The organism is Arthrobacter gandavensis, assembly GCF_015355785.1.
GTDB classification, from domain to species: domain Bacteria; phylum Actinomycetota; class Actinomycetes; order Actinomycetales; family Micrococcaceae; genus Arthrobacter_B; species Arthrobacter_B gandavensis_A.
Genome location: NZ_JADKYW010000003.1, coordinates 89,810 through 115,524 on the forward strand (window position 1 = coordinate 89,810; position 25,715 = coordinate 115,524).

At 66.9% G+C, this 25,715-nt stretch carries 25 protein-coding genes; 7 read left to right on the forward strand and 18 right to left on the reverse strand.

What is annotated here, in order from left to right:
• Positions 1-22: 22 nt before the first annotated feature.
• The 11 genes from ITX31_RS01850 to ITX31_RS01900 form a co-directional block, all read right to left on the reverse strand.
• Complete coding sequence (locus ITX31_RS01850; RefSeq protein WP_194781797.1) at positions 23-655, reverse strand: MarR family transcriptional regulator; 633 nt, start codon at positions 653-655, stop codon at positions 23-25.
• Positions 656-719: 64 nt separating this feature from the next.
• Positions 720-2,060, reverse strand: a complete 1,341-nt coding sequence (locus tag ITX31_RS01855) for a M50 family metallopeptidase (RefSeq protein WP_194781798.1) — start codon at positions 2,058-2,060, stop codon at positions 720-722.
• Positions 2,061-2,070: 10 nt separating this feature from the next.
• Positions 2,071-3,333: a 1-deoxy-D-xylulose-5-phosphate reductoisomerase gene (gene dxr / locus ITX31_RS01860; protein ID WP_194781799.1), complete on the reverse strand. Its 1,263-nt coding sequence runs from the start codon at positions 3,331-3,333 to the stop codon at positions 2,071-2,073.
• Between the two features lie 75 nt (positions 3,334-3,408).
• Positions 3,409-4,086 (reverse strand): NAD(P)-binding oxidoreductase, encoded by a 678-nt coding sequence (locus ITX31_RS01865; RefSeq protein WP_194781800.1) that lies wholly within the window; start codon positions 4,084-4,086, stop codon positions 3,409-3,411.
• Positions 4,087-4,167: 81 nt separating this feature from the next.
• The gene (locus tag ITX31_RS01870) at positions 4,168-4,986 is read right to left on the reverse strand and encodes an HpcH/HpaI aldolase/citrate lyase family protein (RefSeq protein WP_194781801.1); all 819 of its coding nucleotides are present in this window, start codon (positions 4,984-4,986) and stop codon (positions 4,168-4,170) included.
• Between the two features lie 54 nt (positions 4,987-5,040).
• Positions 5,041-5,580 carry a MaoC family dehydratase gene (locus ITX31_RS01875; RefSeq protein WP_194781802.1) on the reverse strand — a complete coding sequence of 180 codons (540 nt, stop codon included), beginning with the start codon at positions 5,578-5,580 and terminating at the stop codon, positions 5,041-5,043.
• Complete coding sequence (locus ITX31_RS01880) at positions 5,573-6,214, reverse strand: CoA transferase subunit B (protein WP_194781803.1); 642 nt, start codon at positions 6,212-6,214, stop codon at positions 5,573-5,575. The genes ITX31_RS01875 and ITX31_RS01880 overlap by 8 nt, the downstream gene beginning before the upstream one ends.
• Positions 6,214-7,011 carry a CoA transferase subunit A gene (locus tag ITX31_RS01885; RefSeq protein ID WP_194781804.1) on the reverse strand — a complete coding sequence of 266 codons (798 nt, stop codon included), beginning with the start codon at positions 7,009-7,011 and terminating at the stop codon, positions 6,214-6,216. The genes ITX31_RS01880 and ITX31_RS01885 overlap by 1 nt, the downstream gene beginning before the upstream one ends.
• 45 nt (positions 7,012-7,056) lie before the next feature.
• Positions 7,057-8,220, reverse strand: coding sequence for an acyl-CoA dehydrogenase family protein (locus ITX31_RS01890; RefSeq protein ID WP_194781805.1), 1,164 nt, complete (start codon positions 8,218-8,220; stop codon positions 7,057-7,059).
• Positions 8,207-10,288, reverse strand: a complete 2,082-nt coding sequence (locus tag ITX31_RS01895) for an acetyl/propionyl/methylcrotonyl-CoA carboxylase subunit alpha (protein WP_194781806.1) — start codon at positions 10,286-10,288, stop codon at positions 8,207-8,209. Before ITX31_RS01895 ends, ITX31_RS01890 begins: the two co-directional genes overlap by 14 nt.
• Positions 10,289-10,292: 4 nt before the next feature.
• Positions 10,293-11,897, reverse strand: coding sequence for a carboxyl transferase domain-containing protein (locus ITX31_RS01900; protein WP_194781807.1), 1,605 nt, complete (start codon positions 11,895-11,897; stop codon positions 10,293-10,295).
• 149 nt (positions 11,898-12,046) lie between these two features.
• Between ITX31_RS01900 and ITX31_RS01905 the strand changes: the two genes are divergently transcribed.
• Positions 12,047-12,661 carry a TetR/AcrR family transcriptional regulator gene (locus tag ITX31_RS01905; RefSeq protein ID WP_152228529.1) on the forward strand — a complete coding sequence of 205 codons (615 nt, stop codon included), beginning with the start codon at positions 12,047-12,049 and terminating at the stop codon, positions 12,659-12,661.
• 36 nt (positions 12,662-12,697) lie between these two features.
• Positions 12,698-13,165, forward strand: coding sequence for a GNAT family N-acetyltransferase (locus tag ITX31_RS01910; protein WP_194781808.1), 468 nt, complete (start codon positions 12,698-12,700; stop codon positions 13,163-13,165).
• 80 nt (positions 13,166-13,245) lie between these two features.
• Here ITX31_RS01910 and ITX31_RS01915 read toward each other — a convergent pair whose 3' ends face one another.
• The 3 genes from ITX31_RS01915 to pdhA are packed head-to-tail and all read right to left on the reverse strand — an operon-like array spanning position 13,246 to position 16,804.
• Positions 13,246-14,637: a dihydrolipoamide acetyltransferase family protein gene (locus tag ITX31_RS01915; RefSeq protein ID WP_194781809.1), complete on the reverse strand. Its 1,392-nt coding sequence runs from the start codon at positions 14,635-14,637 to the stop codon at positions 13,246-13,248.
• Positions 14,634-15,656, reverse strand: coding sequence for an alpha-ketoacid dehydrogenase subunit beta (locus ITX31_RS01920; RefSeq protein WP_194781810.1), 1,023 nt, complete (start codon positions 15,654-15,656; stop codon positions 14,634-14,636). Before ITX31_RS01920 ends, ITX31_RS01915 begins: the two co-directional genes overlap by 4 nt.
• Positions 15,653-16,804 (reverse strand): pyruvate dehydrogenase (acetyl-transferring) E1 component subunit alpha, encoded by a 1,152-nt coding sequence (gene pdhA, locus ITX31_RS01925; protein ID WP_194781811.1) that lies wholly within the window; start codon positions 16,802-16,804, stop codon positions 15,653-15,655. Before pdhA ends, ITX31_RS01920 begins: the two co-directional genes overlap by 4 nt.
• Before the next feature lie 168 nt (positions 16,805-16,972).
• On the opposite strand from pdhA, the gene ITX31_RS01930 reads away from it, so the two are divergent.
• Entirely contained in the window at positions 16,973-17,446 is a 474-nt protein-coding gene (locus tag ITX31_RS01930) for an Lrp/AsnC family transcriptional regulator (RefSeq protein WP_194781812.1), read from the forward strand.
• Positions 17,447-17,464: 18 nt separating this feature from the next.
• Here ITX31_RS01930 and ITX31_RS01935 read toward each other — a convergent pair whose 3' ends face one another.
• The 3 genes from ITX31_RS01935 to ITX31_RS01945 form a co-directional block, all read right to left on the reverse strand.
• The gene (locus tag ITX31_RS01935; RefSeq protein WP_194781813.1) at positions 17,465-18,427 is read right to left on the reverse strand and encodes an IS481 family transposase; all 963 of its coding nucleotides are present in this window, start codon (positions 18,425-18,427) and stop codon (positions 17,465-17,467) included.
• A gap of 507 nt (positions 18,428-18,934) precedes the next feature.
• A complete protein-coding gene (locus ITX31_RS01940; RefSeq protein ID WP_194781814.1) occupies positions 18,935-20,557 on the reverse strand; it encodes a cation acetate symporter in 1,623 nt (540 codons plus the stop codon).
• A complete protein-coding gene (locus ITX31_RS01945; protein WP_152228535.1) occupies positions 20,554-20,925 on the reverse strand; it encodes a DUF485 domain-containing protein in 372 nt (123 codons plus the stop codon). Before ITX31_RS01945 ends, ITX31_RS01940 begins: the two co-directional genes overlap by 4 nt.
• A gap of 223 nt (positions 20,926-21,148) precedes the next feature.
• Here ITX31_RS01945 and ITX31_RS01950 point away from each other — a divergent pair, with 223 nt between their 5' ends.
• The 4 genes from ITX31_RS01950 to ITX31_RS01965 are packed head-to-tail and all read left to right on the forward strand — an operon-like array spanning position 21,149 to position 24,982.
• Positions 21,149-22,345: a sensor histidine kinase gene (locus ITX31_RS01950; RefSeq protein ID WP_194781815.1), complete on the forward strand. Its 1,197-nt coding sequence runs from the start codon at positions 21,149-21,151 to the stop codon at positions 22,343-22,345.
• A gap of 19 nt (positions 22,346-22,364) precedes the next feature.
• Positions 22,365-23,114, forward strand: a complete 750-nt coding sequence (locus ITX31_RS01955) for a LytR/AlgR family response regulator transcription factor (protein ID WP_194781816.1) — start codon at positions 22,365-22,367, stop codon at positions 23,112-23,114.
• On the forward strand, positions 23,111-23,488 hold the full coding sequence (locus tag ITX31_RS01960) for a hypothetical protein (protein WP_194781817.1): 378 nt from the start codon (positions 23,111-23,113) through the stop codon (positions 23,486-23,488). Before ITX31_RS01955 ends, ITX31_RS01960 begins: the two co-directional genes overlap by 4 nt.
• 6 nt (positions 23,489-23,494) lie before the next feature.
• Entirely contained in the window at positions 23,495-24,982 is a 1,488-nt protein-coding gene (locus ITX31_RS01965) for a cation acetate symporter (protein ID WP_194781818.1), read from the forward strand.
• A 92-nt stretch (positions 24,983-25,074) separates the two neighbouring features.
• Here ITX31_RS01965 and ITX31_RS01970 read toward each other — a convergent pair whose 3' ends face one another.
• Positions 25,075-25,653, reverse strand: a complete 579-nt coding sequence (locus ITX31_RS01970) for a DivIVA domain-containing protein (RefSeq protein WP_194781819.1) — start codon at positions 25,651-25,653, stop codon at positions 25,075-25,077.
• Positions 25,654-25,715 lie beyond the last annotated feature (62 nt).

Sequence of the window (25,715 nt, forward strand, 5' to 3'; positions counted from 1 at the left end):
GCGCTGTAACGGGCAGTTTCTGCTATCTCGGCGGAGAGCCGGCTGCCCGGTCCGCCCGGTCAAGGAGCACCGCTGCTGCGGGACGTGCGGCCCATTCTTCCTGCCACCTGGCCCGCTGGACGGCGTTGCTGACTGCCTGGGAACTGACCCCGAGCATACGTGCTGCGGCGCTTTGGGCTCCCCATTTGTGCGGGTCGACGTGTTCCAGGATCCGCCACTCCGCTTCGCTGCGGCCGCAGACCAGACCGGCGATCAGGACCAGCACAGCCTCGGCGTGCGCGGCCGCTTCCGCAGCCTCTTCACCCGCTTCCGGGGCAGCCGCGACGGCGAGGGGTGGCCGGTCTCCGGTTTTCTTGGCGCGGTCGACGGCGGCGCGTGCGGCGATGAAGGCCTCTCCCCCAGCTTCCCGGGAGGACGCAGGCAGGGGCAGCCCGACGGTTCCCACGCCGATCCCTACGGACCAGCCGCCCTGGCGCAGCGCGGCCAGGGCCGCGTTGACTGCGGCGTCCGCGGAGGAGGCCAGAGCCTGGACCTCATCGCCGACGGTCCGCTCGAACGGAAGTTCAAGCTCTTCTGGGCGCAGCAGTTCAAGCAGCTCGGGCACCCGGTCGGCGTTGTTGCGGCTGTCCTTCTGGTCGATCGTCAGTACGAACATGAATGAAAGCGTATTCGATTGCAAAAGTATTTACAAGCAAAATGAGTTTCAGATCTATTTGAAACTAGAAGAGGCTGACCGGCTTCACGATGTCCGCGTAGATCAGCAGGGCACCCATACCCATGAGCAGCACGGCGACGGCGTAGGTCACCGGCAGCAGCTTCGCCATGTCGAACGGTCCCGGATCCGGGCGGCGGAACAGCTTCGCGACACCGCGGCGCAGCGACTCCCACAGGGCTCCGGCCACGTGTCCGCCGTCCAGCGGCAGCAGCGGAATCAGGTTGAAGACGAACAGCGCCAGGTTCACGCTCCCCACCAGTCCGATCAGGACAGCCACCCGGTTCTGCACCGGGGACTCCTCCATAGAGGAGATTTCCCCGGCGATCCGGCCTACGCCCACTACCGACATGGGCCCGTTGGGATCACGCTCCTCGGAGGAGAAGGCCGCCTGCGCCACATCGGCGATGCGCTGCGGCAGGTTGATAACGACGCCGGCGATTCCCTGCAGGTTCTCCCCCACCATGGGCAGCACCTCGGTGGCGGGCTGGCGCACCAGTGCGGTTTGCGAGCCGACGCCGATGAAGCCGACGTCCTCCGTCACCTGATTGCCCGCCTCGTCTAGGACCGGCGTGCCGTCCTCCGCCGCCACGGGACGTTCGGTAAGCAGCGGAGTGATGCTGGTTTCGGCCTCGACGCCGTCGCGCTCGTAGGTCACGGTGACGGAGCGCCCGGCAGCTTCGCGGATCAGCTCGGAGAGCTCCGTCCATTCCTGGACCGGCTGGCCGTCGAACCGGGTGATCGTGTCACCGGGCAGCAGCCCCGCCTCGTGTGCGGGCGCCGCGGGGTCCGTGTCGGCGCATTCGGTCTGGCCCGCCGCTGCCTGGCTGCCGCTGATTACGCATTCGTTTACTGACGCGAGCGTGGTGGTGGCCTGGGCGCTGCCAAAGCCCATCAGCAGTACGGCGAAGAGCACGACGCCGATCAGCAGGTTCATGAACGGCCCGCCGAGCATGATGATGATCCGCTTCCACACGGGCAGTTTGTAGAACACCCGGTTCTCGTCCCCGGGTTCAAGCCGGTCGGTCTCGGCCTGCCGGGCATCCACCGCCAGCTGCTGGAACATGCCGGTGCTGGAACGGCGCACATCGCCGTCGTGCCTTTCCTTGTTGGGCGGGAACATGCCGATCATGGACACATAACCGCCCAGGGGCAGCGCCTTGACGCCGTACTCAGTTTCACCGCGGCGCCGGGAGAAAACGGTGGGGCCGAAACCGATCATGTACTGCGTGACCCGGACCTTGAACGCCTTGGCCGGCAGCAGGTGACCAACCTCATGCAGCGCGATCGACGCCGCGATGCCGGCGGCCACGAACAGCACGCCAAGGACAAAAAGTAGAACGCTCAACGGAACTTCCTTAGTTCTTCCGGCCTCCGCCGATTCGCGCCCGGGCTGCGGCCCGGGCCCACTTCTCAGCCGCCAGCACCGAGTCAAGCGTCAGTTCGCCGGACTCAGTGTGCTCTGCCAGCACGGCGGCGATCGTATCAACTATGTCTGTGAATCCGATGAGACCGTCGTGGAAGGCCTCCACGGCTTCCTCGTTGGCCGCGTTGTAGACCGCCATGCCGGTTCCCCCGGAGGCAGCTGCTTCCTTGGCCAGGCGGACCGCCGGGAACGCGTCTTCGTCCAGCGGCTCGAAGGTCCATTCGGTGGCTGTGGTCCAGTCGCAGGGCGCAGCGGCGCCGGGCACGCGCTCCGGCCAGCCCATGCCAAGGGCGATGGGCAGCCTCATGTCCGGAGGAGAGGCCTGGGCAATGGTTGAACCGTCAGTGAACTGCACCATAGAGTGCACAACCGACTGCGGATGGACCACGACGTCGATTTTCTCCAGCGGGACATCGAAGAGCAGGTGGGCCTCAATGACTTCCAGCGCCTTGTTGACCATGGTGGCGGAGTTGGTGGTGACCATCCGGCCCATCTTCCAGGTGGGATGTGCCAGCGCCTGTTCGGGGGTGACGCCTGCGAGTTCCTCCCGGCGGCGGCCGCGGAAGGGCCCGCCGGAGGCGGTGACCACCAGCCGGTCCACTTCCTCGAAGGTGCCGGAGCGCAGCGCCTGGGCCAGGGCAGAGTGCTCTGAATCCACGGGAACCAGCTGGCCCGGACGAGCGGCCTGCTTGACCAGGGCGCCGCCGACGATCAGCGATTCCTTGTTGGCCAGGGCCAGCATGGAACCGGCTGCCAAGGCTGCCAGGGTCGGTTCAAGTCCAATCGAGCCGGTCATGCCGTTAAGGACGACTTCGGCCTCGGGCCAGGCTGCGACGGCGGTGGCCGCTCCCGCGCCGACGAACAGCTCAGGGTCATACCCGGTCACGGATGCCTCCTCGCAGGCCCGGCGCAGGGCATCCTCCAGCGTTGCCAGGTCCACCGCCGCACAGCCTACGGCTGCGGCGCGGGTGTGGACGGCCTGCCGTGCCAGCAGGTCCAGGTTGTTGCCCCCTGCGGCCAGGGCCACGATGCGGAAACGGTCCGGAGCGGCGTCGGCCACGTCGATGGCCTGGGTACCAATCGACCCGGTGGATCCCAGCAGGACCACTCGGCGGGGAATCCGTTCGCTGCCGGACGGTCCCGGCCGGCCGGCTGCTGCCGATGTTTCGGGTTCGGTGGGCTCAGGTAGCTGCATGCCTACCAGTATCCCGCACCAGGCCCGTTCACGGCGTCAGCTGAAGCAGCAGGTCCACCGGGCCGGGCACGGCGTTCACAGCCCGGCAGGCAGGGCGGCGACGGCGTCCGGGATCGGATCCGTTCCGGTGACGAGCCCCAGGACCTGTCCGGCGCCGCGGCCGGTCTTCGCCAGCTCTGCGAGTACTGCTGCAACATCCTGGCGCGGGATGGTGCTGGATGCGACTACCGGCGCCAGCTCCACCAGGCCAACGGGATCGCCATTGGTCAGCGTTCCCGGCCGGATGATGGTCCAGTCCAGCTCTGACCGCGCCATCAGGTCTTCCTCCGCGGCGCGCTTGGCCACCAGGTAGGCGTACATGGCGTCCTCAAGGCCTTCGGGCCGGGCTCCGCCAATGACGCCTTCGGTACCCGCGGAAGACACCTGGATCAGGCGGCTGACTCCGGCCTGCTCCGCGGCTTCAGCGAGCAGCATTGCTCCGGCCCTGTCCACGCTGTCCTTCCGCTCAACGCTGCTGCCCGGTCCTGCTCCGGCCGCGAAGACGGCGAGGTCCGCGCCGGTGAGCACCTGGACGAGGTCTTCAAGCGTGCTGTTTTCAAGGTCCAGGATCACCGGCGCCACCAGGTCCGCTTCGAGGTCAGCGGAGTGGTCCGGGTTGCGGATCAATCCGGCGACGTCGTGGTCCGCGGCCACCAGCAGCCTGCCGGTTTCGCGTGCAATTTGCCCGTGGGCTCCCGCTATGACAATGCGCATACCCCAGTATCGGCGGCAGCGGCCCGCCCCGTCCCCTTCCTGCACAAACTCTTGGCCGCCGGAAGGGCAATTACCGTCGCGTCAGCCCGAAATCCCGGCCCGGCGGAGGGTCTGCTCGGCCTGGCGGAGCAGCGGACCGTCGATCATCTCGCCGCGGAAGCTGAACACTCCGCCCTGGCCCCTGGCCGCTGCGAGCAGTTCACGGGCATAGTTCTTGTCCTCTTCGGAGGGCGCATAGGCGGCCCGCACTGCGGCCACCTGCCCCGGATGGATGCAGGCCTTGGCCGCGAAGCCCGACGCCGCGCCATCGCGGGCTTCTTCCTCGAGACCGGCGGTGTCCTCGATGTTCCCGTAGATGGCGTCGATGGCGCCCTTGCCGTAGGCGCCGGCTGCCAGGAGAACCGTAGACCGGGCCTGGACCGCCACCGGACGGTATGTGCCGTCGGACCGGCGGCTTGATTCACCTCCGAGGGATGCCAGCAGGTCCTCGGCTCCCCACATCAACGCGGCAACGTTCTTCTCCCGGGCAATATCCGGGGCACGCAGCACACCGAGTGCGGTTTCGATGAGGGCAATCACGCTTACGTGCCGCAGGGCGTGTCCAATTTCTCCCGGGTCCTCGGCCTTCGCCGCCATGACGTACCGGTACCTGGTGGCGGCGAGCGCCTCCAGGTCGGCACGGAAGGACGTGCTGTGCACCGGGTTCACCCGCACGATTGTCCTGTCCGGGTCCAGTGCGGATGCCGCCAGGTTCTCCCGTGCCTGTTCCTTGTCTTCGAAGGCAACGGCGTCTTCGAGGTCAAGGATGACGGCGTCCGCCCGCTGGGCAGCCTTTTCAAAGCGCTCCGGCCGGTCCGCCGGGCAGAACAGCAGCGCAGGTCCCATGGGAAAAGTAGTCATCCGGTTGTGCTCCTTGCCTCGCGTTTCACGTTGCTACCAACGTACCGGCGATCATCACTGCCGCGCTTCCCCTCCGGCCTGCGGCAACCCCTCCGAGGTCCACATCAGCGCCGTGCGGGTGAATGTCGCCGCCACCGTTCCATCCTGGTTGTGGCCGGTGTGTTCCAGGGTCACGATGCCCTGTCCCGGGCGGGACCCGGAGAGCCGCTTCGCCGCTACCCGGGTCTGCGAATAAAGGGTGTCTCCGTGGAAGAGCGGATGCGGAAAGGCAATGTCCGTCAGGCCCAGCTGCGCCACCAGCGTTCCCTGCGTGAGCTGGCTGACCGACTGTCCCACCATCACCGCCAGGGTGAGCATCGAGTTGACCACCCGCTGCCCATAGGGCTGCCCGGCACTGTAGGCGGCGTCCAGGTGCAGGGGCTGGGTGTTCATGGTCAGGGTGCTGAAGAGGACGTTGTCCGCCTCGGTCAGGGTGCGTCCCGGCCGGTGCGCGTACACCGTGCCTGGCTCAAGTTCGTCGAAGAACAGTCCGCGCTGCACAACCAGCTTCCCCGGCGCTGTTTCCCCCGGAGCGCTGCCCGCTGCCTCAGACACCAAGAGCCACCTCCAGCGGCGCCCCGGTGGCGGCAACCACGTCCTCGATGGAAACGCCGGGGGCGGTTTCGCGCAGGACCAGCCCTTCCGGGCCTACCTCGATGACCGCGAGGTCCGTGACGATCAGGTCCACGCAGCCGCGCCCGGTCAGCGGCAGGGAACACTCGTGGACAATCTTGGGCCTGCCTGCGCGGTCAACATGCTCCATCATCACGATCACGCGCTTTGCCCCGAACACCAGGTCCATGGCTCCGCCCATGCCCTTGACCATCTTGCCGGGGATCATCCAGTTGGCCAGGTCCCCGTTCGCCGCGACTTCCATGGCACCGAGGACCGCCACGTCCACGTGGCCGCCGCGGATCATGCCGAAAGACAGCGCTGAATCGAAAAACGCCGCTCCCCTGTTCACCGTGACGGTTTCCTTGCCGGCGTTGATCAGGTCCGGGTCCAGTGTTGCTTCCTGCGGGTAGGGCCCGACGCCGAGGATCCCGTTCTCCGAGTGCAGCACCACTTCCACCCCGTCGGGGATGAAGTTCGGGATCAGGGTGGGCATGCCGATGCCGAGGTTTACGTACTGGCCGTTTTCCAGCTCCTGCGCCACGCGGGCGGCCAGCTCATTGCGGGTCAGCGCCATTACATTGCCTCCTTGGCTGCGGTGCCGTCGCCGACGGGTTCGGACGAGGGCTGCGCGACGGTCCGTTTCTCGATGCGCTTCTCTCCCGGCCCGGTCAGCACCACCCGCTGGACGAAGATGCCCGGCACATGGACTTCGCCGGGTTCAAGTTCGCCCGGGTCCACCAGCTCCTCCACCTCGGCAATGGTGATTCCGCCGGCCATGGCGCAGAGCGGATTGAAATTCATCGCCGAGGCATGGAACACCAGGTTTCCGTGCCGGTCGCCCTTCCAGGCGTGGACCAGGGCGAAGTCGGGCGCGAGCGATTCTTCCAGCACGTATTCCCGGCCGCCGAAGCTCCGCACCTCCTTGGCCCGGGATGCCTGTGCCACGCCGCCCTCGGCGTCGTACTTCTCCGGCAGGCCGCCTTCGCTCACCTGCGTTCCGACGCCTGCTGCCGTGTAGAAGGCCGGAATGCCCGCGCCGCCGGCACGCAGTTTCTCCGCCAGCGTTCCCTGCGGGGTGAGGACCACCTCGAGTTCCCCGGCCAGGAACTGCCGGGCAAACTCTTTGTTCTCCCCCACGTAGGAGCTGACGGTCCGGCGGATCCGGTGGTCGGCCAGCAGCAGGCCCAGCCCCCAGTCATCCACGCCGCAGTTGTTGGAAACCGTTTCCAGGTCATCGGCGCCCTGGGCATGCAGCGCGGAGATCAGAACCTGGGGTATTCCGCAGAGTCCAAACCCGCCTACGGCCAGCGATGCACCGCTGGGGATGTCCGCCACGGCTTCTTCCGCCGTGGCCACTGTCTTGTCGATCATGGTGGTGTCCGTTCGTTAATCACCGTTGACTAACCCGTTCCGGCCCTACAGTCCCAGTTCCCGGGCAATGAGCATGAGCTGGACTTCGGTGGTGCCTTCCCCGATTTCGAGGATCTTTGAGTCCCGGTACTGCCGCGCCACCGGGAATTCATTGATGAAACCGTAGCCGCCAAAGACCTGGGTTGCATCCCTGGCGTTGTCCATTGCCGCTTCTCCCGCCACGAGTTTGGCCATGGCCGCCTGGGTCTTGAACGGTTTGCCGGCCAGCATCCGGGCAGCGGCGTCGTAGTAGGCCAGCCGGGCGTTGTGGGCGCGGGTCTGCATGCGGGCAATCTTGAAGGCGATGGACTGGTTGCTGCCGATCGTGGTGCCGAACGCGGTGCGCTCGTTGGCGTAGCGCAGTGCCTCGTCCACGCAGCCCTGCGCGGCGCCCGTGGCCAGGGCGGCGATCGCGATGCGGCCCTCGTCCAGGATCTGCAGGAAATTCGCGAAGCCGCGGCCCTCTGCACCCAGCAGGTTCTCCTGCGGCACCCGGACGTCGGCGAGGGACAGCGGATGGGTGTCCGAGGCGTTCCAGCCAACCTTGTTGTAGGCCTTTTCCACGGTAAAGCCAGGAGTTCCCGAGGGAACGATGATGGTGGAGATGTGCTTTCGCACCGAACCGTCCGGGTTCTCCGTAGTTCCGGTAACGGCCGTCACCGTCACCAGGGAGGTGATGTCCGTGCCGGAATTGGTGATGAATTCCTTGCTGCCGTTGATCACCCACTGGCCGTCCTCGAGCCGGGCCGTGGTCTTGGTGCCGCCCGCGTCCGAACCGGCTTCGCTCTCGGTCAGGCCGAACCCGGCGAGAGCACTTCCCTCGGCCAGGGCCGGCAGCCACCGCTGCTTTTGCTCCTCTGTACCGAACCGGTAGATCGGCATGGCGCCCAGGGAGACACCGGCTTCCAGCGTGATGGCCACGGACTGGTCAATCCGGGCCAGCTGCTCCAGGGCCAGGGACAGGGCAAAATAGTCTCCGCCCATGCCGCCGTATTCTTCCGGGAAGGGCAGTCCGAACAGGCCCATCTCCGCCATCTGCTCCACCACCTTGTAGGGGAAGGAGTGTTCGGCGTCGTGCTGGGCAGCTACCGGAGCAACGACTTCCTCGGCGAATTCCCGGACGGTGTCCGAGAGGACCCGGTGTTCTTCACTGAGTTCAAAGCTCGGCATTGCCTGCTCCTTGGGTTGGGGTTCCGGGACCTTCTGCGGGAACGACTGTGGCGAGCACCTGGCCGGCCTTGACCAGGTCTCCTGCCCGGAGGGTGATCGAAACGCGTCCGGCCACCGGGGCGGTGAGCTGGTGCTCCATCTTCATGGCTTCGACCGCGAGCAGCACCTGGCCGGCTTCGACGGTGTCCCCGTTCGCAGCCGCCACCGTGACGACGGTGCCGGGCATCGGCGAGCGCAGGACCGGGTCAGCGGCGCCTTCGGTCCGTCCGGCAGCTGCCAACGCGGCCCGCAGGGTCTCGCGGCGGCCCGGCAGTTCCAGCGCCGCGGTGTAGCCGTCCCGGCTGGTCCAGAGCACCGGCGTGCCGCCGGGTCCGCGGGAGAAGGCGAACAGCATCGGATGTACGACGCCGTCCAGCACCAGCCGGAGGCCGGTCCCGTCCAGGTCCATCCCGGCCCGGAACGCCGGCTGTCCGTCGATGCGGACCTCCGCGTTCTCCAGGCCGCCAAGCACCTCGACGCTGCGGGTCTTGCCGGCGGCTTGAACGGTCACTGCCAGCGGGTGCCTTCCGCCGATCCGCCATCCGTCTGCCCGGCTCCAGGCAGACGGCGGGTTCCGCTCCCCGCTGCCGCCGGGCCCGGGGATCCTGCCCTGCAGTACCGCGAGCCGGAGCAGCGCGGCAGCGGCAAGTTCGGGGATTCCGGGTTCCTGGAAGGCCAGTCCGGGAAGGCGCCGCTCGACCAGCGTGGTGTCCAGGTCCCCGGCCTGCACAGCCTGGTCTGCGAGCAGCAGGCGGAGGTATTCAGTGTTGGTTCCTAGTCCCAGGATCACGGTCCGGGCCAGGGCGGTGTCCAGCCGCTGGAGCGCCTGCTTCCGGTCTGCACCCCAGGCAATGACCTTCGCGAGCATCGGGTCATAGCTGGAAGAGACCTCCTGTCCGGCCAGCAGACCCGAATCGGTGCGGATTCCCTCGCCTCCGGCTTCGCGGAGCGTCTCGACCCGCCCGGCGGTGGGAAGGAACCCTGCCGCGGGGTCCTCGGCATAAACCCGCGCCTCGATGGCGTGCCCTTCCAGGCGGACCTGGTCCTGGGTCAGCTCCAGCGGCTCCCCGGCGGCGATGCGAACCTGCCATTCCACCAGGTCTATTCCGGTGACCATCTCGGTGACCGGGTGCTCTACCTGCAGCCGGGTGTTCATCTCCATGAAGAAGAACTCGTCCGGAGCCTCTCCGGAAACCAGGAACTCAACGGTTCCCGCGCCTGTGTAGTCGACGGACCGTGCCGCCTCGCAGGCCGCCGCGCCCATGCGTGCACGGGCGGCGTCGTCCAGCAGCACTGAGGGAGCTTCCTCGATCACCTTCTGGTGCCGGCGCTGCAGGGAGCATTCACGCTCACCCAGGTGGATTACGTTCCCGTGGGTGTCGGCCAGGACCTGCACCTCAATGTGCCGGGGGAAGGGGACCAGCCGTTCCAGGAACAGGGTGTCATCCCCGAATGCCGCTGCGGCCACGCGCCGGGCCGAGGCGAGGGCGGCGGGCAGGTCCGCGGGAGCGGTGACCGCATGCATGCCCTTGCCGCCTCCGCCGGCGGACGGTTTGATCAGCAGCGGATAGCCCACTCCGGCCGCAGCCGCGGTCAGCTCCCCGTCCCCCAGCCCGGGCTCGGCGATCCCGGGGATGACTGGCACGCCATAACCGGCCACGTGGTTCTTGGACTGGATCTTGTCCCCCATCAGCTCCAGCGCCTTGATGCCGGGGCCAATGAAGGCGATGCCGTTCTCAGCGAGCAGCCGGGCAAAGGAGGCGTTTTCGCTGAGGAACCCGTAACCGGGGTGCACGGCCTGGGCACCGGAGGAGCGGCAGGCGGCCAGCACCGCCCCGGCATTGAGGTAGCTGCTGCGCGGGTCCGCCGGGCCGAGGCGCACGGCGGTGTCGGCCTCCCGCACGTGGCGGGCACCGGCGTCGGCGTCGCTGTACACGGCAACGCTGCGCAGCCCCAGCTTTTTGAGGGTGCGGATCACCCGGCAGGCGATCTCTCCACGGTTGGCCACCAAAACAGTTGTAAAAGTCATGTGTTCACATCCGGAAGAGGCCGAAGGAAGTTTTGGGAAGCGGCGCGTTGGCGCAGACATCCAGCGCCAGCCCCAGCACGGTGCGGGTGTCCTGCGGATCGATAATCCCGTCGTCCCAGAGACGCGCCGTTGAGTAATAGGGGCTGCCCTGTGCCTCATAGTCCTGGCGGATGGGTTCGCGGAAGGATTCCTCCTCCTCGGCGCTCCATTCTTCACCGCGGGCTTCGAGTCCGTCCCGGCGGACCGTCGCCAGGACGGCCGCGGCCTGGTTTCCGCCCATTACGGAGATCCTCGCGGCAGGCCACATCCACAGGAAGCGCGGCGAGTACGCCCGGCCGCACATGGAGTAGTTGCCTGCGCCGAAGGAACCGCCGATGACCACGGTCAGTTTGGGTACCCGGCAGGTGGCCACGGCGGTGACCATCTTGGCGCCGTGCCGGGCGATTCCCCCGGCTTCATAATCTCGCCCGACCATGAAGCCGGAAATGTTCTGCAGGAAGACCAGCGGAATGCCGCGCTGGTCGCACAGTTCAATGAAGTGGGCCCCCTTCTGCGCGGATTCGCTGAACAGCACACCGTTGTTGGCCACGATTCCCACGCGGTGGCCGTGCAGCCGGGCGAAGCCGGTGACCAGGGTGGTGCCGTATTCCTTTTTGAATTCGTGGAATTCGCTGCCGTCGGTGATGCGGGCAATGACTTCCCGCACGTCGTAGGGACTCTGCAGGTCTGCCGGGACGGCAGCGTAGAGTTCCCCGGGATCCGCTTCGGGCTCCACGGCCGGCACGGGTTCCCAGGCGCGCAGCGGTTCGGGGAACGTCTCAGCGATGTCCCGGACGATTTCAAGTGCGTGGGCGTCATTTTCGGCCAGGTGGTCGGTCACTCCGGAGGTGCGCGAATGCAGCTCCCCGCCGCCCAGCTCCTCCGCCGTCACTACCTCGCCGATGGCTGCCTTCACCAGCGGAGGGCCGCCAAGGAAGATGGTGCCCTGGTTGCGCACGATGACGGTTTCATCGCTCATGGCAGGCACGTAGGCGCCGCCGGCGGTGCAGGACCCCAGGACGGCGGCGATCTGCGGGATCTTCGCAGCGGACATCCGTGCCTGGTTGTAGAAAATGCGGCCGAAGTGGTCCCGGTCCGGGAAGACCTCGTCCTGCAGCGGCAGGAAGGCACCGCCGGAATCAACCAGGTAGATGCAGGGAAGCCTGTTTTCAAGGGCGATCTCCTGCGCCCGAAGGTGCTTCTTGACCGTCATTGGGTAGTAGGTTCCGCCCTTGACCGTCGCGTCATTCGAAAGCACCATGACGTGCCGCCCATGGACCAGCCCGATTCCGGCAATTAGTCCAGCCGCCGGGCACTCGTCCTGGTACATGCCGTTCGCTGCAAGGGGCGCGATTTCAAGGAACGGGCTGCCGTCGTCGAGCAGCGCCTCGATCCTTTCCCGCGGAAGGAGCTTACCGCGGGAGGTGTGCCGCTCCCGGGAACGGACGGACCCGCCCTGCGCGGTTTCGGCGAGGCGTTTGTGCAGCTCTCCGGCCAGCATCCGCTGGGCCGCGTCATTGGCGGCGTACTGCTCAGATGCCGGGTCCAGCGCGGTGGCAAGAGTCTCCATCGACTTCCTTAGGTTGAGCGTGTCCGGCACTGCCTGCCGGATGACCGGCGTTGGTTAATGCCCGCTAACTCAGATTAGGTTAGTGGCTATTAACTGACGTGTCCACCACAATGGAGGGGTTGCCACCAGACAACCGCGGAAAGGCAGGCATGGATTCAACTAAGAGCACCCCCCGCACCGCTACGGGCCGAAGCGCCGCGAAGGCTTCCCGGCGTGCGGCGATGCTGGATGCCGCGGCCGCGCTTTTCGCCGAGAAGGGCTACAACGGCGTTTCCATCGAGGAACTCGGCGCCGCTGCGGGTGTCAGCGGGCCGGCCGTCTACCGTCATTTCAGCGGCAAGCCGGCTCTGCTCTCCGCCCTGCTGATCGGCGTCAGCAAGGACTTGCTGGAAGGCGGAATCGCCGTCGTTGCCGAGTCTGACACTGCCGAAGTTGCCCTGAGCGGACTGATTGAGTTCCAGGTGGACTTCGCACTGCGCCAGTCGAACGTCATCCGGGTCCAGGACCGGGACCTGGCCAGCCTGCCCGAAGAGGATGAGCGCACCGTTCGCCAGCTGCAGCGCCAGTACGTGGAGGTTTGGGTGGACGCCATCTCGGCCCTGCATCCCAAGGCTGAACTGGCACTGCTGCGCCACCGGGCGCAGGCGGTGTTCGGGCTGATCAACTCCACGTCCCACACACTGACCAGCAAGACCACCGCCCGCGAGACCGTCAAACTGCGCGCCCTGCTTGAACGCATGGCATGGGCCGCGCTGAATGCCTAGTAGGCTAGGAAAAACCCCCGAGCAGAAAGACCTGCCGTGATTGAGCTTCGTGCCGTAGAACCGGGCGATGTTGATGAGTTCTTCACCCATCAGCTGGACCCGGGCGCCAACCATATGGCTGCCTTTGCCGCCAAGAATCCCGCGGACAGGGGTGTGTTCGACCTCCACTGGCAGCAGATCCTCAGTGACTCCGGCATCACCGTGCGCACCATCGTGGCCGACGGAGACGTGGTGGGCTCCATTCTTGCCTACCGGGACGGCAGCATCCCGGAGATCAGCTACTGGATAGACCGCGAGCGCTGGGGACAGGGAATTACGACGGCGGCGGTGGGCCTCTTCCTCGAAGAGTTCCCCGAGCGGCCCGTCCGCGCCAGGGCAGTCGCAGACAACGTGAGCTCCATTCGCATCCTAGAGCGCTACGGCTTCAAGGTCATCGGCGAGGCCCAGTCCTTCGCCAATGCCCGCGGAGCGGTAGTCCGCGAACTGGAGCTGGAGCTCGCCTAGCTCCACTCAGCCTTACTGCAGCAGGGCCCCTTATCCGCGGACGGTGGAAAGGGGCCCTGCTGCCGCTTGGGGGCGGATCCTCAGTCCAGCGCCAGGACCATGGCGGGTTCCGCCAGAACGTCACCAATGTCCCGCAGGAAAGCTGCCCCTTCCGCCCCGTCCACCAGGCGGTGGTCGAAGGAAAGGCTGAGCGTGGTGACCTGCCGCAGGGCGATGCCGCCCTCGTGTTCCCAGGGCTGCCTGCGGACGGCACCCAGTGCCAGGATCGCGGCCTCTCCCGGGTTCAGGATGGGCGTTCCGGCATCAACGCCGAAGACTCCCACGTTGGAGATTGACACGGTGCCGCCGGTCAGTGCTGCCGGCGGGGTGCGCCCGTCCCGGGCGGTTCCGGCCAGGTCCGAGATTGCCAGGGCGAGTTCCCGCAGCCCCAGGTCCTGCGCGTCCTTGATGTTGGGGACCAGCAGCCCCCTCGGCGTGGCTGCCGCGATGCCTAGATTGACGTAGCGGTACCGGACGATCTCCCGCGCGGCATCGTCCCAGCGCGCGTTCAGTTCGGGATGGCGCCGCAGCGCCAGGCAGACGGCCTTGGCCGCCAGCACCAGCGGGGTCAGCCGCACGCCGTCGTATTCCCGGCGGCCGCGCAGCTTGTCCAGGAGCTTCATCGAGGCCGTGACGTCCACCGTGAGGAAAACGGTGGCGTGCGGTGCCGTGAAGGCGCTGGAGACCATGGCTGCTGCGGTGTGCTTCCGGATGCCCGCAATGGGAATCCGTTCCTCCCGGCCCTGGCCCAGGTGCGGAGCACCGGCGACGACCGGCTGTTGCCGGTCCGGAACTGGGGACGGTTCGGCGGATCTGCGCAGATGCGCGGCTTCCACGTCGCCGCGCAGGATCCGGCCCTGCGGACCGGTACCGTCCACGGCGGACAGGTCGACGCCTAGATCCCGGGCGAGCTTGCGGACCGGCGGAGTGGAGCGTGGCCTAAGCCCGGGTTCACCGGCGCCGGCCACACGTTCCGCACCGGCTGCGCGCGGCGGACTATCCACCGGCTGGGCTGCCGGTACCGGCTGGGCTGTCGGTACCGGCTGAGCTGTCGGCGCGGGGCCGGTGAAGCCGCGTCGCGTCCGGCGGGCAGGACGCCCAGCTTTCTCGGGTTCGGCTCCGTATCCCACCAGGGTCGGCTGGCGTCGCTGCGCCGCTTCCGAGGGGGCTGCCGGAGCGGGTGCACCGCCGGCATCCGGCACGTCGAAGCTAATGATTGCCTTTCCCACTTCCACCACCGTGCCCTCGGCCTCATGCAGCCTGGCCACCACGCCCTCGAACGGGGACGGGAGTTCGACTACGGCCTTCGCCGTCTCCACGTCCGCTATGACCTGGTTCAGGGTCACGCTCTGGCCTTCAGTAACCCGCCAGGACAGGATTTCTGATTCTGTGAGGCCTTCACCGAGGTCCGGGAGCCGGAATTCGCGGATCATCGGCCGGCTCCTTCGAGGACGGCAGACGGCGCCAGGGAGTTGGGCCGGCGCATCACGCGGTCCACACCGTCCAGGATCCGGTCCAGGTCCGGGAGATGGTGTTTTTCAAGTCGGGCCGGCGGGTAGGGGATGTCGAAGCCCGTCACCCGCACCGGCGCGTGCTCCAGGAAGTCGAAACAGCGCTCCGTGATGCTGGCGGCGAGCTCGGCACCGAGACCGCCGGACTGCGCGGCTTCATGCGTGACCACGAGGCGGCCGGTCTTGCGGACGGAGGCCTCCACTGCCGGGTAGTCCACCGGGGACAGCGAGCGCAGGTCTATCACTTCCATGGAGATGCCCTCATCTTCGGCAGCGGTGGCGGCATCCAGTGCCGTCATGACCAGCGGTCCGTAGGTCACCAGCGTGACGTCAGTTCCCGCGGCCGCCACCCGGGCGGCCCCCATGGGCAGCGCACCTTCCAGTGTCTGCGCAACCTCCCCCTTGGTGTGGTACCTGCGCTTGGGTTCGAAGTAGAGCACCGGATCATCGCAGGCGACGGCCTGCCGGATCATGGTGTAGGCGTCCTGGGGGTTGGACACGCTGACCACCCGCAGTCCGGATGTGTGAGTGAAGTAGGCCTCCGGGGACTCGGAGTGGTGCTCCGGCGAACCGATGCCGCCGCCGAACGGCACACGGATGGTCAGGGGCAGTTTCACCGCACCGCGGGTGCGGTAATGCATCTTGGCAACCTGGGAGACAATCTGGTCAAACGCCGGGTAGATGAACCCGTCGAACTGAATTTCCACCACGGGCCGGTAACCGCGGAAGGCCAGCCCGACGGCGGTGCCCATGATTCCGGATTCGGCCAGCGGGGTGTCCATCACGCGCTTGGGCCCGTACTTTTCCTGCAGCCCGTCGGTAATCCGGAAGACTCCGCCCAGCTTGCCAATGTCCTCTCCCATCAGCACCACCCTGGGGTCCGCGGCAAGCGCATCGTCCAGTCCGGCGGTGATCGCGCGGCCAAAGGTCATGCTGCTCATCGGCTCTGTCCTTCCGCGGTGCCGTCCATCATGGCCAGGTAGGCCGTGTAGTGCTCCTGCTGGCGGTCCAGCCAGCTGTTCGGCTCGGCGTAGACGTGGGCAAACACGTCGCTGGCGCCGGGGTCCGGAAGGGTCAGGCAGGCTTCGCGCAGTGCGGCGGCGAGCGCATCGGCCTCGGCCTCCACGGAAGCGAGGAACGCCTCGTCCGCGTGCCCCTCGTTCTGCAGCAGGGCACCCAGCCGGGTGACCGGATCCCTGAGCCGCCACTCCTCCAGTTCCGCGGCATCACGGTATCGGGTGGGATCATCGGCGGTGGTGTGCGGTCCCATCCGGTAGGTCACTGCTTCGATGAAGGTTGGTCCGCCGCCGCTGCGTGCACGGTCCAGTGCTTCCCGGGTGGCTGCCAGGACGGCAAGGACGTCATTGCCGTCCACGCGGATGGACGGGATGCCGAATCCCGGGGCCCGGTTGGCGATCGGCACCTGGGCCTGCAGCCCCACCGGCTCGGAGATGGCCCACTGGTTGTTCTGGCAGAAGAAAATCACCGGTGCCTGGAAGCTTGCGGCGAAGACCATTGCCTCGTTGACGTCCCCCTGGCTGGTGGCGCCGTCACCGAAGTAGCTGATGGCGGCGTCGTCCGCGCCGTCCTGGGCAATGCCCATGGCGTAGCCTGCCGCGTGCAGCGCCTGAGCTCCGATGATCACCTGGGTGGGCGCCATGTTGACCGCATAGGGATCCCAGCCCCCTGCCGCGTTTCCGCGCCAGACCCGCATGAGGTCAGCGAACCCGACGCCGCGGCACCATGCCACGGCGTTCTCGCGGTAGCTGCTGAAGACGAAGTCGGAGGGGCGCAGGGCCCGGGCCGAACCAATCTGTGCTGCCTCCTGGCCCAGGAGCGGAGGCCAGAGGCCCAGCTCGCCCTGGCGCTGCAGGGAGGTGGCCTCGGTGTCGATGCGCCGGACCAGGACCATGTCCCGGTAGAGGCCGCGGAGGGCCTCGGCGTCGACGTCCTGGACCCAGCGGCCGTAGAACGCGTCCTGGACCCGCGCACCGCTGGGGCGGACGAGCTGGACATAGGGGTCATTGGGTTCCATCCCGGTGTTTTCGGGATGTCCTACCGGGGTATGCAGGGACACTTTGATGCGCATCCTTCCGTGTTGGGGCCCCGGGGGTGGTGGGGTCCGAACCTGATGCCGGGCGCCTTTGCCCAGTTAGGTGTGACCCTACTCACACCAAGCAGGCGGCACAACCACATGCCGTCCGATTGGGCATACTGCCCTGCTTCCGCTTCCTGGGCCGTGCTAGCGTTGCGCACTATGCAGATTCTGGACAGCACCGACTTTCGCGTTCTGCGGGCAATGGCCACTGATCCCCGCCGGACCGTGGTGGCCCTTGCCGCACGTCTGGGCATCTCCCGGAACACTGTCCAGGCGAGGCTTTCCGGAATGGAAAAGAAGGGTGCCTTCCTGTCCTTTGAACGCCGGATCAGTCCCGTGGCGCTGGGCTACCCGCTCATGGCATTCGTGCACGTCCATGTACAGCAGCAGCGCCTGGCGGAAATCACGGGCGAGCTCTCAGACATTCCGGAGGTCGTCGAGGCGCACGGCCTGACCGGGGCGGCGGACCTGCTGCTGCGGATCGTGGCACTCGACGCCGAGGATCTCTTCCGCGTCAACAAGGCCATCCTCGCCGTCCCCGGTGTTGAACGTTCGGACACGACCCTGGCCATGGGTGAGCTCATCCCCTATCGGGTCGCGCCGCTGCTGGAGCGCGGTCCCGCGGGCAGCTAGCTGTACTGAGACAGCACGTTAGTTACACCTGGTGATGGGTGCTTTGCCTCCGAGGCTGCCGTGTGGGCGTTGGTGGTTGTAGAAGTCTAGCCACGGTTGCAGGGCATCGGTGCGGGCTTGGTTGGAGTCGAAGACCTGCCGGTAGGCCCAGCCTTCCTGCAGGGTCCGGTTGAAGCGTTCGGCTTTGCCGTTCTGCCAAGGATGGCGGGGCTTGATCAGGATGTGCTTGGCACCCAACGTGGACAGCACCGCCTGGAAGTCATTGGAGAGCCGGTAAGCGAACGCGTTATCCGTCATGACTCGTTTCACCGGCGCTCCGTGCGCGGCCATGAACGCGGCAGCCCGCTGCAGGAACCCGGCGCAGGTCGGACCCTTCTCATCGGGGTGGACTTCCACGAACGCGAGCCTTGAGTGATCGTCCACGGCGACGTGGACGTAGTCGAAACCGACTCTCGTGTGGCCGGTGCTGTGGTTGCGAGCGGACTGATTCGGGTCTGCCCGCCAGCCGCCCCCGTCCGGGATCCGGCCGAGTTTCTTCACATCGATATGGACCATGTCCCCGGGAGCGTCGCGTTCATACCGGCGCTCCGTTGCCCGGGCGGCACGGATGCGGATACCGGTCAGCGGATCCAGCTCCCAGAGCTTGGGGACACCGGAACGAAGAAGGATCCGGGACACCGTGCGGACGCCTACCCCGGTGCGGGATGCGATATCGGCCGGCCCGGTGCGGTGCTCGGTACGGGTTGTTAGGACCTCGGCGGTTTTCTCCGGGCTGGTCGCGTGCGGGCACGTTTTGGGCTTCGAAGAACGGTCTTCCAAACCGGGCGGGCCTTCTTCCCGGTACCGGTTGACCCACCGGTAAGCGGTGGGCCGGGAGATACCCATTTCCTTCGCGACATGGGCTACCGGCCGCCCGGAAGCGACGCGCTGGACCAGGATCATTCTTCCGGCCGGAGCCAGACGGGCATTACCGTGGGACATGAAGACCTCTTGGGTTCGGCTGTGTGTGGTAACCACCAAACCTAAGAGGTCTTCACCCTATTCACGTGTAACTAACGTGGTGTCTCAGTACAGCTAGCAGCCCGCGCCAGCTCGGGCGTGCCCGGCCGTTGCGCGGCGTCCCCGGCCGTTGCGCGGCGTCGGGGCAGTTGGGCGCCCGGCCGTTGCGCGGCGTCGGGGCAGTTGGGCGCCCGGCCGTTGCGCGGCGTCGGGGCCTTCCCCCTTGCAGCGCCGGCATCCAGTCCCGTGAATCCTGCGGCGAGATAACGTCCCTTAGCGCCCATTCCACGCATCCTGTGGGGAGATAACGTCCCTATCCGGCAGCGATAACAGCCTTATCTCCCCACAGGATTTAGGCCGCCCCTCCTAAAGAGCATCATCTCCCCACAGGATTCCCGCCACCCCTCCGCCGCGGCGGCATCAGACAGGAGAAAGGGCGCCTCCCCGTCCGGGGAGGCGCCCTTCGGCACAGCTGGAGATGAACGGAACCTAGTGGTCCACGGCCTTCTCTGCTCCGACGCCGGTGAGCGAACGGACTTCCATTTCCGCCTGCTTCTGAGGTGACTCGTCATCCTTGCTGGTGACCGTACCCAGGAAGCCAAGGAAGAACGCCAGCGGGATGGACACGAGGCCCGGGTTGTTCAGCGGGAAGATCGCGAAGTCGGCTCCGGCGATCATCGAGGTCTCCGCACCGGAGACAACCGGCGAGAAGATGATGAGCAGGATCGCCGAGCCCAGTCCGCCGTACATGCTCCAGATGGCGCCGCGGGTGTTGAAGCGCCGCCAGTAGAGCGAGTAGATGATGGTGGGCAGGTTGGCACTTGCCGCGACGGCGAACGCCAGGGCCACCAGGAAGGCCACGTTCTGGCCCTGGGCACCGATGCCGCCGAGGATCGACACGACGCCGATCACGAGCACGGTCCGGCGGGCAACCTTCACCTCTCCGTCAGCGTCCACCTTGCCCTTGCGGACTACGTTGGCGTAGATGTCGTGGGCGAAGGAGGCGGCCGCGGTGATCGTCAGGCCGGCCACTACCGCCAGGATGGTGGCGAAGGCGACGGCGGCGATAAGCCCCAGCAGGACCGGGCCGCCAAGGGCGAAGGCCAGCAGCGGAGCCGCGGAGTTGACGCCGCCGGGAGCCGAGGTGATGGTGTCCCGTTCGATCAGGGCCGCAGCGCCGTAGCCGAGGACCAGGGTGAAGAGATAGAACAGGCCGATCAGCCAGATGGCCCACACCACGGACCGGCGGGCTTCCTTGGCGGTGGGAACCGTGTAGAAGCGCATCAGCACGTGCGGCAGGGCTGCGGTGCCAAGGACCAGCGCCAGACCAAGCGAGACAAAGTCCAGCTTGGAAGTCTCAGACTTGCCGTACTGCAGTCCCGGATCAAGGATCGCGGCGTTGCCGGACATCTCGACGGCGGAACCGAGCAGCTCGGAGAGATTGAACCCGTTGATGGCCAGGACCCAGATGGTCATGACACCGGCACCGGCAATCAGAAGGCACGCCTTGATGATCTGCACCCAGGTGGTGCCCTTCATGCCGCCGACCAGTACGTAAATGATCATGAGTGCGCCCACGATGGTGATGACCAGGGACTGGCCGACCTTGGAGTCAATCCCCATGAGCAGGGAGACGAGCCCGCCGGCGCCGGCCATCTGGGCCAGCAGGTAGAAGAAGCAGACAGCGAGCGTGGTTGTGGCCGCGGCGATGCGGACCGGACGCTGCTTGAGCCGGAATGAAAGCACGTCGGCCATGGTGAACTTGCCGGTGTTCCGGAGCATTTCGGCTACCAGCAGCAGTGCGACCAGCCATGCCACCAGAAAGCCGATGGAGTACAGGAAGCCGTCATAGCCGTTGATGGCAATTGCGCCCACGATGCCGAGGAAGGAGGCCGCGGAGAGATAGTCGCCGGCAATGGCGGTGCCGTTCTGCGGTCCGGTGAAGGAGCGTCCGGCGGCGTAGTAGTCTGCGGCGGTCTTGTTGTTGCGGCTGGCTCGGAGCACCACCACAAGGGTCACGGCCACGAACAGGCCGAAGATCAACATGTTCAGCCAGCCGGTTTCCCGGACGGCGTCGGCGGTGACGGCGGCGGGGATGTAGAGGGTGTTCATTTGGTCTCCTCGGGAAGGGACACGCCCTTGGCCTCCAGCTCGCCGCGCAGTTCGGAGGCGATCGGATCGAGGCGGCGGTTGGCGTAGCTGACGTACCACATGGTGATGCCGAAGGTGCTGACGAACTGCAGCAGGCCCAGGATCAGACCGATGTTGATGTTGCCGATGACCGGGGTGGACATAAAGTCGTGTGCGTAGTCAGCGAGCAGCACGTAGGCGAAGTACCAGACGAGGAAGACCACGGCCATGGGGAAAATGAAGCTGCGCTGGCGTTTGCGCAGCTCCTGGAACTGCGGGGACCGCTGGACTTCCCGGAAGTCGACCGGCGCCTCGCTTTCGGGGTGTGATTGTGGCTGGTGTGCAGCCATCTCTCCTCCTTGGGTTGGGCACGTGCGGCGGTACGGCCTTCGAACCGCGGGTCCATCGGGAACCCGGGCCGCCAGCACGCCGGTTGTGATGGGGATCACTTTTCCAATGCGGATGCATCTGGTGCCACTTATCCCGCCGCTGCGTCGGTGAACGGAGCAATCCGTGCGCTAAACGGCAGGTTTGGTGCCCTGGCCCTCCCCTGGTGTCGGTAGTCTGGGACACATGCCCGCCGCCGTCGAAGTCGCTCTGGTCTGCGCTGTCGCCGTCCTGACGCTCGCAGCCGTGGCCTCGCTGGGCTACCGGTTGAGCCGGTCCCAGCGCGACTTGGGTTCCGACGCCGAGCGGGCGGCCTACGCAACGCTGCACACCGCGTCGCTCGCCTCCCGTCACCTGCGCGCCGGCCTGACCCCGGCGGGAGCCTCCCGTGCCAGCCGGCACCTGCGCGGGCTGCTGCGCTGCGAGACGCTGCTGATGACGGACAGTGCGGCTGTCCTGGCCTGGGAAGGCGCCCTTCCTGAGAGCCCCGCGCGGCGGGAACGGATCCTCGTCGCTGCCCGCGGAGTCCTGGACAGCGGCCGGACAAAGGTGTTCCGGGGTCCTGCCCTGCGGGCGCTGGGACTCCAGGACGGAGGCGAGCTGCTGATCTGCCCGCTGCGCGTCAATGCGCAGGCGGTGGGCACCCTGGGGATTTTCGCTCCGTCTGTCAGCGCGGGGCTGATCCGGGCCACGAACGATGTGGCGGACTGGGTTGCGGCGCAGGTGGAACTCGCCGAGCTGGACACCTCCCGGGCGCTGCTGATGGAAGCGGAGGTCAAGGCCCTGAGGGCCCAGATCAGCCCGCACTTCATCTACAACTCGCTGAACGCGATTGCGTCCTACATCAACACGGATCCGCAGCGTGCCCGGGAGCTGGTGGTTGAATTCGCCGATTTCACCCGCTACTCCTTTCGCCGGCACGGGGACTTCACCACGCTGGCCGAAGAGCTGCAGTCAATTGACCGCTACCTGCTGCTGGAACGGGCGCGCTTCGGCGACCGGCTTAAGGTCAGCCTGCAGATCAGCCCCGAGGTCCTGGGTACGGTGATCCCGTTCCTCTCCCTGCAGCCCCTGGTGGAGAACTCGGTGCGGCATGGGCTTGACTCGGTTGACGGGGAAGGGCACATCACCATTTCGGCCAGGGATGCGGGGGCACTGGCGGAAATATCGGTGGAGGACAACGGCGTGGGCATGGACCCGAAGAAACTGCGGGCGCTGCTGGCCGGGCATGCCGACGGCGACCACGTTGGACTGCGCAACGTGGACCTGCGGCTGCGCCAGGTCTACGGCGATGCCCACGGTCTGGTGATCGACACCGCCGAAGGCGCCGGCACCCTGATCACCCTGCGGATCCCCAAGTCGCAGCCAGGCCACCGGACGTGAAGGAAGTAGTCTGTCTGCCATGCCGAAATCCGCAAAGCCGCTGACCGTAGTCGTGGCCGACGACGAGGCCCCCGCCATCGACGAGCTGGCGTTCCTGCTGGGCAGGGACGCACGCATTGGCACCGTGCTGCGTGCCTCCAGCGGCGCCCAGGCCCTCCACGCCATCGAAACCGCCGACGTCGACGCCGTGTTCCTGGACATTCATATGCCCGCCCTTTCCGGACTGGACATAGCCCGCGCGCTGGCCCGCAAGGAACGCCCGCCCGCAGTCGTCTTCGTGACCGCTGACGAGGACCATGCCCTTGCGGCGTTCGATCTTGCCGCCCTGGATTACCTGCTGAAGCCGGTGCGGCAGGAACGGCTTACCGAATCGATCCGGCGGATCAGCGAAGCCCTTGCCGGCGCCGGAACTGACAATACGGAGACCGGGGACGTGGTCACCGTGGTGCAGGGCGCCACCACGCGCATGATCCGCCGCGAGGACATCCGGTACGTCCAGGCCCAGGGCGACTATGCCCGGCTGCACACCGCGGAGACCAGCTACCTTGTCCGAATCCCGCTGGCGGAGCTTGAAGCACAGTGGGCCGATGCCGGGTTCCTGCGAATCCACCGTTCCTACCTGGTGGCCCGCAGCCAGATAACCCAGGTCCGGCTGAGCGCGGGCCGGGCCAGCATCCGGATTGGCTCCGAGGAGCTGCCGGTCAGCCGCAGGCACCTGCCAACCGTGCGCAGCACGCTGGCTTCCGGACGGGTGCGGCCCACGGTATGAACAGCGAGAACCGCCCGCAGCGGGTCCGGGTCACCGCTCCCCCGCGTCCCGGCGCCGTGCCGAAGGCGTTTCCGGTAGCCCGGGAACTCGATGAACAGTCGGAAGTGGGAGAGGTGTTTCTCTCCTCGCTGATCCGCTCCCAGCTGCGCCTTGCCCTGGTAGTGGCGGGCGGGTTCGGACTCATCCTGCTCGGCGTTCCGCTGCTGCTGGCGTTCTACCCGCACCTCGGCACACTGGAGCTGTTCGGGATTCCCGTGCCCTGGGTCCTGCTGGGTTTCGGTGTCTATCCGCTGGTGATTATCAGCGGGGCGCTCTACGTGCGCAGCGCCAACCGGAACGAGAAACGCTTCCAGGACCTGCTGGATGAGGGGTAGGAAGCCGTGACCTGGGAAGTAAGCCCCGGCGTCGGCTACGCCGCGCTGGCTGCCGTGACCGCAGCAACGCTGCTCATCGGCGCCTACGGACTGCGGATCTCGCGGACCACCGGAGACTTTTACGTCGCGTCCCGCACGGTAAAGCCGTGGTGGAACGCGTCGGCCATTGGCGGGGAGTACCTGTCCGCCGCGAGTTTCCTCGGCGTGGCCGGGCTGGTGCTGGTTTCCGGTGCGGATGCCCTCTGGTTTCCCATCGGCTATACCGCCGGTTACCTGATGCTGCTGCTGTTCGTTGCCGCACCCCTTCGCCGCTCGGGCGCCTACACAGTGCCGGACTTCGCCCGCGCCAGGCTTGATTCCCTCCCGGCACGCCGGGTAACGAGCCTGCTGGTGGTGGCAGTCGGCTGGCTCTACATTGTTCCGCAGCTGCACGGAGCCGCGCTGACCGTCGGCCTGACCACGGGGCTGCCGGGCTGGGCCGGATCTGCCGCCGTCGTCGTCATTGTGTGCCTGAGCGTGCTCAGCGGCGGAATGCGGTCCATTACCTTCGTGCAGGCGTTCCAGTACTGGCTCAAGCTGGTGGCGCTGGCTGTGCCGGTGCTGTTTATTCTCTTCCGCCTGGGCGCCGAGGGCGTGTCCTGGACCAGCGGTGGAGCAGCCTTCGACTTTGGCGGCCAGTCCCCGGGCGCTGATTCCGTTTACCGGAACATCTCGCTGAGCATCGCGCTGCTGTGCGGGACCCTGGGCCTGCCGCACGTACTAGTTCGCTTCTATACGAATCCTGACGGGGTTTCCGCCCGGCGCACCACGCTGATCGTGCTGGGGCTGCTCTCGGTGTTCTACGTCTTCCCCACGCTCTACGGCATCCTGGGCCGTACCTACCTGCCGGCGCTGGCAGCCGAGGGCAACGCGGACGCGACCGTGCTGCTGCTGCCTGCCCAGGTGTTCGACGGCCTGCTTGGTGACCTCCTGGCAGCCTTTGTCACTGCCGGAGCCTTCGCCGCGTTCCTGTCCACCTCCAGCGGCCTCATTGTGTCGCTGGCCGGGGTGATCAGCCAGGAGTTCTTCCGGGGCAGCATCAGCGGATTCCGCGCCGCGACGCTGCTGGCTGCCGCGGTCCCGCTGGGCCTGGCGCTGCTCACCAACACGCAGGCACTGGCCGGAAGCGTGGGAATGGTCTTCGCGTTCACGGCCTCAACACTGTGCCCGTTGCTTCTCCTGGGGATCTGGTGGCGCCGGCTGACGGCTGCCGGTGCGGTGTCCGGGATGCTCGCCGGAGCCCTCCTCTGCGGCGGGGCCATCATCGCCGGAGGCGTGCTGTCAGTCTCCGGCAGCGCCACCCCCGTCTGGCTGGAGCAGCCTGCGGCGTGGACGGTGCCTGCGGCCTTCGCCGTCACGGTGCTGGTCTCGCTGCGTGGCCCGGGGGCCGTTCCGGCCGGGACGGGCCGTTTCCTTGCCCGCCTGCACACCCCCGAACGCGCCATGCGTCCCTGATCTCTTCCCGCCCACACGCCGAGAGGCCAGCTACGGCTCGTTTCAGTGCTGATATGAGCCGTAGCTGGCCTCTCGAAAGGCTTGGGACGGCGTTAGTCGATCGCGGCCATCAGCTCAACTACCCGGTCAAGGAACGCATCAACCTGGGTCTCTTCGTAGCCGGCATCGCCCTTGGCCTCGCGGAAGACCGCACGGCGCACGACGTCGACGCTCAGCGGACGGTCATGCTCGAAGTAGCCCAGCAGCTCGTTGCAGAGCGCATCGACGTCACGCACGTTGTAGCTGTGGGCGCGCTTCCTGGTGGGGCGCCGGAAGCGCTCCCCCGGCTTACGGTGCAGCCGGGCGCGCAGCACGGCCGAGGTGCGGCCAATCTGCAGCAGCCAGGCTTCTTCGCCCTTTTCCTGGATCAGCCGGTCGCGCTCGCGCTGGGCGAAGACGTCTTCAAGCCGGTCCAGGGCGGCGTCGACCGCCTGTGCTTCGTAGCCCCCCTTGGCGGGATCGAAGGCCATGGAACGGACGTGGCGGCTGGTAATGACTTTGGCTCCCGGTGTCTCTGAGTTGTAGTAGTTCCGGGCCCGGGTGAGGAAATCATCCACCTGGCGGACGTTGTAGCCGTACTCCCTGCGGCCCACACGCTCAAAGGGGGCACTGGCCTGCCTCGCATCGTTCATGTTCAGCTAATCCTTAGGTGTCAAGTCTGTTTCCGCCACGGGATGCGGGACCGTCGAAAATA